The sequence below is a fragment of the Rhizobium sp. NFACC06-2 genome (assembly GCF_900101425.1).
Taxonomy (GTDB): domain Bacteria; phylum Pseudomonadota; class Alphaproteobacteria; order Rhizobiales; family Rhizobiaceae; genus Agrobacterium; species Agrobacterium leguminum.
On the sequence record NZ_FMVA01000026.1, the window covers coordinates 40,745 to 53,415 of the forward strand.

Here is a 12,671-nt window from a genome sequence, read left to right on the forward strand (position 1 = left end):
GATGGGCCACATCAATTATGTTCTACTGCGCTGGCGCACATCTTTTACCTAGAAAACAGCAGTTCGTAGCTTGATGCAATGAATGCCCTTTGATCAAACTTCTGTCTTGTCTGCGCCATGAATTCCTAGCTTCCTTGTTCGTGGCCGCGCTGATCCGAACCCTTCAAATTGCACCAGTTCTGGATAAAGCTCCCAAGGGGTCCACCTGAAAAGGAACGGAAGACGATGAAGGCATCTCACTTATTGGATTGTAAGAAGACGTTGATCTAAAAGTGCGGAGAATAAATATTGGTATATTTCAACAACTTTTATAATAGAAAAAATCAATTTATATAACCCAGAAATCAGCTAGATAGCTCCGCGTCCAACAAAGAATTATCTTGCAATATTCTACGAACACACTCGCGATACCAATTATTCTTTAATCCGCTCGCGTAATTAAGGACCGCCATGTGCATCGAGCTATCACATTCCCCGTTATCAAGCTGATCGAGGAGCTCCTCCTGTTGATGTTCCAAATTAGACCATTTCTCAGGAAATAAGCGTGGCATAAGTCGCTGAATGGCCAGATTTTCTGCAAGAAACTCGACGTAATCGTCACTGGGAGTTGAAAAGTGGTTTTCGAGCCCGCCGATACACCTATTCAGTTGATCGGGAGAGACGCGAAACATTTCCCCGTAAAAATTACTGCGGGCGGTGTCCTCCATAGCAAACCCACGCTTAGTGACCTCGAGCGAAAGGCTGGCGTAGAATTCGACAGTTTCCTTTGAATTTGGGTACTCCCCAGCGGCAAATGTTTCAACCCAGCGCTGGGTGAAAAGCCGCTTTACTCCATCTAGGGCTTCGCGCGCGTTGCAAAGCCCGGTTCCGAGCTTGTGGTCAAGTATTTCGCACTCCACCTGAGATGCGGCCAAATTAACCGCATCACCACATTGTCCGACGCCCTCCTCTGCCCGCAAATTGCAAAGGCGAAGGAGTTCGTCGTTATCCGCGGTATGAAGGTAGAACGTCATTTTCTTGACCCGTTCTCTGTGATGAGAACGCAACAGCGCATGGCTGTAATCCGCAACGTAGGCGAGACCAACCAACAACAACCTCAAGCTTCGGTGGTTTTCAAGTCTTGGTTTTAATTCTTCCGGCGTGACTTCGTTATAGAAGGAGCGACCTTCTTCAAGCGAAAGTCCGGCGGCGGGTCCCCAGCGCGTTGCGGCTTGCACAAAGACATCATCCTGGTCCTCTATCGCCAATCGACCTCTGTCCGACTGACGTGTAGCTTGGGTAGCCTGATGTGCTCGGTCAAGGATCTCGTTTGGGCTCAGCCCTTCGTCGCGATATACATCCGCGTGTTCGATTAAGTGACGGCGAACGTTCCGATGCTGTCGCGCGGCGCCAAGGATATCCTGAGGACTGAACCCGGTCCTAGATAAATGACGAGCATGATCGATCGCAAACGTCCTCTCCGCGCTCCGTAGCAACGCAAGGCCGTTCAAGTCGCTGTCTTGAAAATTGGCCCGCCTCAGAAGGTCTACCTCAGATGCCGAGAAAATTGAGTACTGCGGAAGCTCATAAAATGCCTCGGCTGCTGAGGAAACATGGTGCCATCCTGGACGATAGGCCGGTTCTTGAGAGTGTTGGAAGCCATGATCATAAGCCGGCTGGGTGTAGCCGCGGCGCATGCGGCGCTGATCAAACCTTCCTGGGAAGTTATGTGGTGGTTGACGGTCCATGTCTGCGGAGGGTTGAAATCAAGAGGAACTCTTTGTGCTTGGTACCTGCCTTGAAAAAGGCGTGACGATGATGGTCTCGGACACACTGAGGCAAACTTTTGAGGGCTCTATATGCAGCCTGAGCATGGCTACTGCCTGAAACCATTTCTCCGGCCGCCACGTCACAGCCCTCTTGGCATCAGGTCATGCGCTGCTTTTGTCGTGGTAAGACGTAATTTCAATGGATGATAGCGCCCACCCTTGCAAAGCTTGTGCATATACGAGCTGACATGGTTGCAGGCCCAGTTTTAAGACAGCGAAATCTCACGTCAGCGCATGTAAAGGGGAATGTTATTGTAGATCTTAATTTCTTTTGAGATCAGCTTATAATGCAATAAGGCATTCCTCTGCTTCGCAGTCAATATTGTTTGAAAAATTACACTATTGTCACCATTTTCATTATTGACAGCGCTTCAAGTTGCTTCGAAATTTTGAGATTTGAATATTGTTCCCGAAGAGCAGCATCACACTACATGTTCACATGACGTACCTTCAGTCCCAAAACGTTTTCTCCGTCTCGGCCGTCGCAGCAGATGATAATGTATCCGTCAATTCTGGGCGCAGCGGTTATAATTAGCCCGGTGTCCTGAGGTCCGCAGAGACGCTACAATAAGCGCCTAGTGCAGGTTTGTTCATCCAAACATCAACAGCAAGACACCTTACTTTAACACCTGCGGCAGCACCAATGAGCGACCCGACAGAGGAGGGAAGGCAAGCAAGAAGGAACAGAGTGATGTAGCTAGCGCAGCGCGTGGCGAAGCCGTAATCCGAGCGTAGCGAGGGATAATATCAAGCAAACTACATCAACCTATATCCTGCCAAACAGACAAAATGGCTGGCAGGTGAACCGCGCCAGGTTCGGCGACCAGCTGAGGCGAGAGTTTTCCGGCTTCATTCAGGGCGGCGGTCTGGTTGAGTCTCCTGATTGCATAGCGAAACTGGCGCCGCCACTGCAGTTGACCAGGTCTTTGACCGCCTCTCCCAAAATCTATGTAGTACTGCCGCTCGATAGAGACGATGGGCGATTTTACGTTGTATAAACGCCCTGCCCCCGAGCCTATTAGTTGCTTTTCCCGTATTCTATCGCCACAGTCCGACTGCAGGGTTTTAGGAGAATTCCATGGCATCAAGCGCGACCAAACAGGTATCGCCCATGAGAGACGGGCAGCTCACGTTTGGGCTGGATACCGCCGCCGTAGTGCGTTTTCCAGCACCTTCCAAGCTTGCCCGGGCCATCGAAGCCGAGGATTTTCCGTTTGAGCATCTATCAAATCTGGCGGAAAGAGAATCCTGGCGGAAAGAGGTGAACCGCCCTCTCTCCCATATCCATAAGTGGTGGGCGCAGCGTCTTGGCTCGGTATTCCGTGCAACCGTCTTAGGGGCTCTCGCGCCCAAGGGCACCGACATCCTTGAGCATTTCTATAGCGCCACGCGCTTTCCTGATGCGGTCGTGTTCGACCCCTTTATGGGATCTGGCACAACGGTAATTGAGGCTCTAAAGCTGGGCGCGAAAGCCATCGGAAGAGATATCAACCCGGTTGCTCATTTCCTGGTGAAAAACGCCGTCAACCAGCACAAGCGTAGCGAGGTCATTGAGACATTCAAGGCTATCGAGCGCGACACCGCGCCGAAACTTCGCAGCCTTTATGCGGCTAGGCTTCCTGATGGAACTGAAGCGACTACACTCTATTATTTTTGGGTCAAGCAGGTGGATTGCCCCTGCTGCCAAGAACCCGTTGATCTCTTTTCATCGCGGATTTTCGCACGCCATGCCTATGCACGCAAATTCCCGGAATGCCAGGCCACATGCCCGGAGTGTGGCGAGGTCAACAAGGTCCGATATGACGCCACGCACGCCAATTGCACCGCCTGCCACCAGGATTTCAACCCTTCCGTTGGCCCTGCAAGCGGCCAAACTGCCTGCTGCCCCTCGTGCGATCACCAGTTCAGCATCGCCAAGACCGTACGCGCGTCAGGTAATGTTCCGAAACACCGCCTTTATGCAAAGCTTGTGCTGCTTCCGAATGGGGAAAAGCAATATCTTCGTGCCGATGCCTTTGACCTTGAGCTTTTCGAGGGCGCCAGGGCTGCGCTTGCCAAGCTTAACAACCCCTACCCCGTGGCGCACATTGAGCCCGGCTACAATACAAACCAGGCGCTTAATTATAACTATCGACAGTGGCACCAATTCTTCAACGAGCGCCAGCTTCTCGCCCTGAGCATCCTGGGCGACCGTATCCGCGAAATCCAGAAACCAGAGATAAGGGAGCTTTTTCTTTGCCTTTTCTCCGGCGCTTTGGAATTCAACAATATGTTTGCATCCTACAAGGGCGAAGGCACTGGCGCGGTGCGCCACATGTTTTCCCACCACATCCTCAAGCCGGAACGGACCCCGCTTGAGGCTAATCTGTGGGGAACTCCTAAGAGTTCAGGCGCTTTCTCAACCCTTTTCTCATCCCGCATCCTTCGGGCGCTAGACTACGCAGACGACCCGTTCGAGCTTCGTGTTGACGGTGGCGCCAAGGCTGACAAGTGCTTTGGGCTTTCCGAGCCTATCGGATACACTAACGCCACAGATTTCGAGGATCTCGAGCAGGGTAAACGCGTATATGCCTCTTGCGGTAACAGCGGCACTACCGATTTGAAAGACAAATCAGTCGATGCGATCGTTACCGATCCGCCTTTCTTCGACAATGTAAACTATTCCCAGCTCGCAGACTTCTTCCATGTCTGGCAGCGACACGTCCTCGATCCAAACGGTTGCGAACCCAATGCAACCACCAGGGCGGAAGATGAGGTGCAGCATGGCGACGTAGACGTTTTCCAAGACCGCCTTTCCATGGTTTGGCACGAATGCTACCGTGTCTTGAAAGACGACGGCCTGCTCGTGTTCAGCTATCACCATTCCCGTACGGAAGGCTGGCGATCTGTTCTCGCCGCCCTAATGACTGCAGGCTTTGAGGTCGTGGCCTCCCAGCCGATCAAGGCCGAAATGTCGGTGGCGATCCCAAAGCTGCAAGCCAAAGAACCCATTGACCTTGATATTCTGCTGGTCTGCCGCAAAAGAAATCTTCAAGCCAGCATTCCGAATGCCTCCCGCATTTTGGTGGGCGCCTCAGAGGCGGCCGAGCGCCAGATTAAACGATTTGCAGAAACGCAACGGAAATTAAGCAGAAACGATGTTCGCATTATTTTGATGGGGCAACTTCTGCGGCAACTGTCTATTTGCAATTCTATACTAGAGGCTGTGGAACTTCTTGGATCGTTCGAGAAGGAAATAGAGCCACAAATCAATGATCTGCATAAAATGCAGTTTGAAAGAAAGACCGAATAAGTATGACAGCCGCGTTGATTTATCGGGAGTGTGTGGAAGCCATTCGCCGTGGGGATCTCATCGAGCGTGAAGGTGCCAATGACAAAGAATTCCACTTCCAAAACTGGTTTGAAAAGCGCCTTATCGGCCTCGGTGTCAATTATGACCAGCCCGGCCGCAACTCTTACCCCGATTTCCGCCTGGTCGATTCCCCCCACGGCTACGAGCTGAAGGGACTTGCTTACCCCGGCCGAGATGCAACGTACGACTCCAACAGCCAAGTTCCCGTTGGCGTGCACCACGGCCGTACCGTCTACTACGTCTTCGGCCGATATCCGAAAAATCCAGATGGCAACCGCTACCCTGTCACGGACCTTGTTGTCTGTCACGGCGATTTCCTCAATGCGACTACCGACTATGTTCATAAGAACAAGAGCTTCAAAGGGTTTGGCTCTTACGGTGACATCATGGTGCGCGATCGGAAGATGTACGTCGTGCCCACACCTTTCGCGTTGGCTGAAGGAACTGCACATCGCACCACCCTTATTCTCCCAGCGGGGGAAAACCCTGGCGCCGGTTTCACTGAAGTTGGCAAGCTCGTTCGTCGGGAAGTCAATGAAGTCGTCATTGCCTACGAATTTGATCTGCGCACCAATGCCCTGGTGACCAAGACCGCTCCGAACCTTCATGCCGGACGGGAACACGGTTTCGTCGCTTACCGCCTTAATGGCGAGCCGACAGATGCGGTTTCCATGCGATCTGCCCGCGATGTCTTGGCGCAGATGAGTGAAGACGCCGACGAATAAAACTGGGGTCAGAACAAGAGCCGAAAACCTACGGCTCTCCTGAAAATTGGATGGACGACGGGTCTCACGTCACGCACTCAGTTTCCCCGACACTTTTATGAGTAAGCCCACGGTGAAGGCCGTCTTGCGATGACGGCCTGCTGACTGCCAATCCTAGTGGTAACACTAGCAGCAGTCATATGACGAAGCATCCAATTGAGGTGATCACGTCCGTGTAGCGCCGTCGGCGCTGGTCACGCGAAGATAAAGAGCGCCTCGTCGCTGCCTGCTTTGAGCCAGACGCGGTAATCTCCGAGATTGCCCGCGCGGCTGGCATCCATGTCAGCCAGTTGTTCCGTTGGCGCAAAGAGCTTTGCCGGATCGAAGAGGCAAGGTCTGACACGGCGACTTTGGTGCCGGTGATCGTGTCCAAGGCTGCTTCGACAGCCTCTCCAGTTCAACCGGCTTCGCCCACCACATCCCATCCTCGTCGGAAGCGTAGCGATGTGACGATCGAACTTGGGCGGGGTCGGCGCGTCCGCGTGGATAGCGACATCGACCGAAGCGCTTGGCCGTATTCTCGATTGCGTATTGGGTCTGCGATGATCCCGGTTCCGAGTGGTGTGAAGGTCTGGCTGGCCACGGGCTATACGGACATGCGCAAGAGCTTCCCCGGTCTGTCGTTGATGGTGCGAGAGGCGCTGAAGCGTGACCCGATGTGTGGGCACTTGTTCGTATTCCGCGGCCGCGGCGGTGGCCTGATCAAGGTGATCTGGCATGACGGCCAGGGAGCTTGCCTGTTCACGAAGAAGCTTGAGCGAGGACGCTTCATCTGGCCGTCAGCGGCCGATGGCACGGTGGTGATCACGCCTGCGCAGCTCGGTTATCTGCTGGAGGGCATCGACTGGCGGATGCCGCAGAAGACCTGGCGGCCGACGTCGGCCGGATGAGCAAAAACACTGAAATGATGGGGTCAAATATGATTCCATCCTGTCATGCGACGCGACCGAAGAGCTTCCGGACGACCTTGCCAGCGCCCTCGCCTTGCTGGCCCAGGAACGCGCTCGACGTGTTACAACCGAAGCAGAAGCGGCAACCGCCAAGGCAGAAGCCGCCAGTGCAAAGGCACTCGTATCGCATTCCGAAGCGCTGATCGCTCGGCTGAAGCTGGAGATCGACAAGGTCCGCCGTGAACTCTACGGCAGCCGATCCGAGCGCAAGGCGCGGCTCCTGGAGCAGATGGAACTGCAACTCGAGGAATTGGAAGCGGACGCCGGTGAAGATGAACTGGCCGCGGAGATCGCAGCCAAAGCTTCAACCGTCAAAGCCTTCGAGCGCAGGCGTCCGTCACGCAAGCCCTTTCCCGAACATCTGCCACGCGAGCGCATCGTCATCGCCGCTCCCGCCAATTGCGCCTGCTGCGGATCGGCCAAATTGTCGAAGCTTGGCGAGGACATCACCGAGACCCTGGAGGTCGTCCCGCGCCAGTGGAAGGTCATCCACTCCCTGATCGAGACGCATGTCCTTGCCGCCGAGCGACTGCATGGCGACGACGTCCCGATCCTCGCAAAGGGAAAGACCGATACGGGCCGCATCTGGACTTATGTCCGGAATGATCGGCCGTTCGGAGGCCTCTCACCGCCGGCAGCCCTTTACTATGCCTCGCGCGATCGGCGGCAGGAACATCCGGAGCGCCACCTGAAGATCTTCACGGTATTCTGCAGGCGGACGCCTGTGGTGGCTACAATTCGCTGTTCAAGGATGATCGCGATCCAAATCCGCTAAAGCAGGCGTTTTGCTGGGCACACTCGCGGCGCAAGTTCTTCATGCTCGTCGACATCGCCGCAAACGCCAAGCGTGGAAAGAACGCCGTGCCGATCTCGCCTATGGCGCTCGAAGCCGTCAAACGGATCGACGCCCTGTTCGATATCGAGCGCGAGATCAACGGGCTCACCGCCGACCAACGCCTGGAGAGTCACCACAAGGAAAGCCTGCCGATCGTCAATGATCTGCAGGCTTGTGAGCGATCTTGCTGCGGAACGGTTGCACTGTACTTCTGGTGAGGATGGCATCAGTGCGCCAAATCTAGTCTTTGTATCTCTTCCAATGTGACCCGGAGTACAATTCTGATGCGTCACCTTTGGCGCAAATTTTAAAGCTGCTCTGTGTGAGGCGAATAACCCCCGATCTTCTCCTCATAATCGTGCAGCATCCGAATGTCCTTCTCATCCTGTTCTATGATCGGCGCAGGAACCAACAATGCTGCATGTCTATCGAAACATCGTTTGTAGTCATCGTTCAGCAAGCCCTTACGCGAGGTAACGACCGCTAGATCTGCCTCGAGAGCAGCGACTGCAATCCGGGCGATCTCGTTACAAAACGGAAGGCCGGAGTGGTACGGATAAATGCCATTGATGAGCGGCGCAGAGAGAATGAATAGCGAGGTGACGGTATTTCCGCCGGCCGAAACAGGATGGAATGCCTCATCCACATTGACACCACCGAGCAAGATATCCTGCATTTGGTAGGAACCCGTATCCGATAACATTTCCGCGCTGATTTTTGCTGGTGCGACCATACCCGTTTCAACGAGGGTAGGAAAAGGAAAGTCTTTGAAATCAATTCCCTTCTGTCCGCGGCAATCAATCAACAAATCATAGACTCTCGTAACCGTCTTGCTTGTGAAATGATCCTCATAGACGAGATCAATTGAGTCTTGGCCGTCACCGACACTCGCCTTCCAAGACTGACCGATAGCTTCGACCGAAAGGCAGCCCGCGTCGTGCAATGCTAATAGTTCCTCGCAGGATTTTTGCGGCAATACAGCAACAAGGTGTGATATGAGCGGCATTAAATGCTCGCGCACGCGAAGTAGGTCTGCGGCTTCAAAGTATCTTGTGTAGAAATTTAGCATGTAAGTTACGTCATCGAGGATTTCCTTCCAGTATATTGGTCTTCTGTCTCGAATTGATGCGAATGACGCAGCATAATCCTGTCTCAAAAGCTCGAATGGCTCGTTGCTTTTACGGCTATTTATCATGAAGTCAGAAAATGCTTCGACTGTCATTGGAGCAATCACGTCATACAATTCCGGCGATTTCGTCCGGATCGCGGATTTCACAACGTCTTCGAATACAAAATCTAGTGAGAGGCGGTTATTATTTTGCGCGATATGACGGTGAAGATCAGTTCGGGTAATGTATGAGAAAAGCTCAAACTGAGGAAACTCGAAATAGAACCGCAGCGTGGGAAGAAAACCGCTACGGGAATGCATCGTGATTTTAAATCCGGCCGCCACGTCATGGGGAATATACTTTAGGCGGCCGTTAAAATCTCGCTGAAAGCTGCCGTTGACGTGCGCGAGACTTAGACATGAGTCGACGGCGGACAGAGACGTTCCAATGAGCCCGATCTTTTTTGCGTTAGCTGTCTGCAGCTTCGAGATGGGCCACGGGGAAGACATTATGCGGGGGCTGGCATTGTCTCCGGGCCAGAGATGTCCCGTCGCCACGACTACATAGTCGAAAGGAAGAATCTCACTAGATTCAGTATCGTTTCCAAAGACGACGGCAACGCCCTCGGCAGTAGGCGTGATGTCACTCACGTTCACGCCCCCTACACAGCGAACCGTGATGCCCATCTTTACTGTGGCGGCAAGCAGTTCCTCAAACTGCGCCTCAAGATATTCCCCGAGAACTGCACGGGTAGGAATAAATCCCGGTCCAAGGGACAGGCGTGCTATGCCGTGATCTGCAAGCCACGAGTCGGATCGGTGGAGAAGCCAGTCTTGCGCCAGTGTGTTGAGAGGGGGTATCTCGTTGCACGCGATATTTGCCAAGCATTCTGGGCCTACCCATTTGGGGCTGTAGGGCATTCCCGCTCCAAAATTATTGGACGCGTTGAAGACAGTAATCTCCAGATTCTCGATCTGTGCATGAACAACGTGTTTAAGAAAATAAACCGCAGTTGCCCCGCATCCAATCACGGCGAGCTTCGCTCGTTTACGATTATTTTTTGTCACTTCAATACCTGAAATTTCTACCCTAAAAACTATTGGACATCTATTTGGATTATTATCATATTTACCTCATGAAGCGTAAATAAATATCAAATACTAATAATATATAAAACATAATAATATTCAGAAATTGATTATTATTAGTTTACAAGTACGCGACTATATTTCGGCATTAATCCGACTTATCAGTTCATGCACATCGTTGCTTCATTAAGAAATTTCCCCTCTAATATCTGAACAAATCTCGGCGTTCAACATTCAGAGCGCTACGGTTGTAGTCTATGGATCAAAGCAAAGTGAACCCGCTATGCGTTAGCCGCCGCGCCGGCAAAAGGTCGTCCACCCACCGGTATACTGTTGCGAAATTTCAGGTCGTGGGGCGAACTTCGAACCAACTGAGTGGAATTCGCGGGGTCGATGACCATTTTCTGGACTGCCTGCAAGCTATTTATGCCGCAACAAAGGCGGCAAACGATTTCATCTGTCATAGTCATCATATACGGGAAGAAAGTTCCTCTGACATGTGCCAGGCTGCTCCAGAATTCACGCAAGAAAGTTTCGGAGAGAAGTATGGCACGTGAAAGCAGCTCAGCTAGCGAGTCTTCGGCGACGAGTGACGGCAAAGACGTGCTCCCAGCCGACGCGACAGAGCAAGACCGTTTTCGACGCACTCGGCAGGGATCTTTAGCCTCCCGCAAGAAGCAAATTCATCCTGATGTCGGAGGATACCTCGCCCTTATGACTGGTATCAATTTGAACTACGCACCAGCCAGCAGGGCAAGCACTGCTCAAAGCTTAGACACTACCGAGTCCGATGAAGCAATAATGACGAGGCAGGTCCACGTTCCCGTCGACCCTGTGACGAAGGCTTACATTCGTGACATGACAGGCGTGATCCTACAGTATTCAAGTGATAGCGGCCGCAACCCCGAAGAACGCTTTGATGCCCGGACACCGTCGAACCATAGCGACGAGAATCAGTCCCAGGGGAGCTTCCGCAGTCGTTTTTCTCCTTTATCCGTGCTTGGTTCCTCGCCATCTAGTAGCCGATCACGATCCCCTTCTGTTACCACACCCCGCAACGACATCTTTATTGAAGATCCGGATCACCTTTTACCAACTGATGGCCGCTTAGCACTGGCTACCGGACGTTCTATTGAGAGTGTTGAATCGTCCCCGGCGCCGATCGACATATATCGAGGACCGGATGGCAGTCGCCACAGAGATCAGGATCCGTTTTTCACAATCGAACGTCGCTTAGCACTCGATGCAAGCCCCTTAAGCGATAGTAATGATTCGTCCCTTCCTTCGCTGGATGTATATAGCGGCCCGGATGGCGGCCGCGACCACAGCGTTGAGGGATTTGCCATCTACCAGGATTCGGACGCCAGTGAGGAGCAAGCTGATCGCCACCTATTCGCCTCCCCGGTCGACCGTGAACCTAGAGCTGATCGTAGCGCGGATGCGATCGACGGAGACCCCATTCTGCCTGAAATCCGCACAGCGCTTCTCGCAGAACACGCGATCCAAAGCCCTCAATCGTTTCGTGCCAGGTTCGAGTCCGATAACGAGGCGTCTCGCTATGACAGCCAAGATGGCCGCGACTACGACGGATACGCCATCTACGAGAATTCGGACTACAGTAGCGAGCACGCCGATCGCCATCTATTCGCTTCTCCGGCCGACCGAGAAGACAGAGTTGGTCGTGACGTTGATGCACGTGACGAAGACGTTCTGCAGAGCATTGAAAGCGGATATGACGGTGACATCGACGATGTCTATTCCGGCCCCGGCTCATCGTCCGACAAGTACCCCGAGTTCGATTCTCGAACACAACGCTACTTTCAAGAAATGACTGGGATAGATTCCTATAAGCTCCAAGAGTTGTGGAGGGACGGGACACCACCCCACATTAAGGATTCCCAAGAATCGTCTTCGAACAAGGAAAACGAAGATCCGGCTCCAGCATCGACACCAACAGGCTTAGCTCGAGTTGATCGGATCACTAGAGAATTCCTCCGCCAGATGACTGGCACGGCGCCACTATTTGTTTCTGTTGAACGACAAATCAGAAGCCCGTCATCTCGCCACGAGACCACCGAGCGAACACAATCGCCTGCCAACGGCACAGAAGTCAACGAAAGTAAAATACGTCGGCTGGACAGAGCGACAGTTCAACTCAGCCCTATCGCCGATACACACGACAATGGTAAGAGACAACGATCATCTACAAGTGGAACGGAATCCCCCAGTCCGAAGCGTCTAAGGACCGATAGGGTATCGCCAGACAATATTCTTAGCTCGGAAGCAAGCCATAGTTCCTCCGCTCTTGAGGGGTCCACTGATCGGCATCCAGCAAACGACCCTAAAAATGGCACCACGAAGTCCCCGCGCGATTTCGTGCGACCGGAACGCGATCGGTCTGTCGTGCGCGATTAGCGTGAGCGCATGAGGATTTCACGAGGTCTGAAGCTACTTCGCGGCTGGGGCGGGCCGTAATGGTCAATCGGCGCGGAAAGTTCGCTCTGACACAGTTTTGTGGTCGCGGATTTTATCCCGTGCCGATGACGCGGGCCCAAAGTAAATCAAGCTTTCCGCGGCCATACATCTGCGTTTACAAGTTTGAGCTGGGTGATCTGCCCTTCCGTCTGGCCGTTCGACCATGGAGAAGTAATCGCGGCGCAGACGGCAGCACGTAAGCCTCCGGTGAAGGCCACAGGTCAGGCAGCTTGAGCGTTGACGGTCGGCGGCGTCCAATTCCACGGAAGCAACTGCTCCAGCCTGATAAT

Annotated in this window: 6 protein-coding genes and 2 pseudogenes; 6 read left to right on the plus strand and 2 right to left on the minus strand. The window is 53.1% G+C overall.

What is annotated here, in order from left to right; all coding sequences use genetic code 11:
* Positions 1–344: 344 nt before the first annotated feature.
* Entirely contained in the window at positions 345–1,727 is a 1,383-nt protein-coding gene (locus F3H58_RS26010) for a hypothetical protein (RefSeq protein WP_149744301.1), read from the minus strand.
* 1,159 nt (positions 1,728–2,886) lie between these two features.
* Here F3H58_RS26010 and F3H58_RS26015 point away from each other — a divergent pair.
* The 5 genes and pseudogenes from F3H58_RS26015 to F3H58_RS26040 form a co-directional block, all read left to right on the plus strand.
* Positions 2,887–5,100 carry a DNA methyltransferase gene (locus F3H58_RS26015; RefSeq protein WP_149744302.1) on the plus strand — a complete coding sequence of 738 codons (2,214 nt, stop codon included), beginning with the start codon at positions 2,887–2,889 and terminating at the stop codon, positions 5,098–5,100.
* Between the two features lie 2 nt (positions 5,101–5,102).
* A complete protein-coding gene (locus tag F3H58_RS27360) occupies positions 5,103–5,885 on the plus strand; it encodes a hypothetical protein (protein WP_188129079.1) in 783 nt (260 codons plus the stop codon).
* Between the two features lie 230 nt (positions 5,886–6,115).
* Positions 6,116–6,418: pseudogene (gene tnpA, locus F3H58_RS27865) on the plus strand (IS66-like element accessory protein TnpA); the annotation flags it as partial.
* Between the two features lie 48 nt (positions 6,419–6,466).
* Entirely contained in the window at positions 6,467–6,814 is a 348-nt protein-coding gene (gene tnpB / locus F3H58_RS26035; RefSeq protein ID WP_149744311.1) for an IS66 family insertion sequence element accessory protein TnpB, read from the plus strand.
* A 40-nt stretch (positions 6,815–6,854) separates the two neighbouring features.
* A pseudogene (locus F3H58_RS26040) lies at positions 6,855–7,879 on the plus strand (IS66 family transposase); the annotation flags it as partial.
* A 137-nt stretch (positions 7,880–8,016) separates the two neighbouring features.
* Here F3H58_RS26040 and F3H58_RS26045 read toward each other — a convergent pair.
* Positions 8,017–9,885, minus strand: a complete 1,869-nt coding sequence (locus tag F3H58_RS26045; protein ID WP_188129080.1) for an FAD/NAD(P)-binding protein — start codon at positions 9,883–9,885, stop codon at positions 8,017–8,019.
* A gap of 567 nt (positions 9,886–10,452) precedes the next feature.
* On the opposite strand from F3H58_RS26045, the gene F3H58_RS26050 reads away from it, so the two are divergent.
* Entirely contained in the window at positions 10,453–12,321 is a 1,869-nt protein-coding gene (locus tag F3H58_RS26050) for a hypothetical protein (RefSeq protein ID WP_149744304.1), read from the plus strand.
* Positions 12,322–12,671 lie beyond the last annotated feature (350 nt).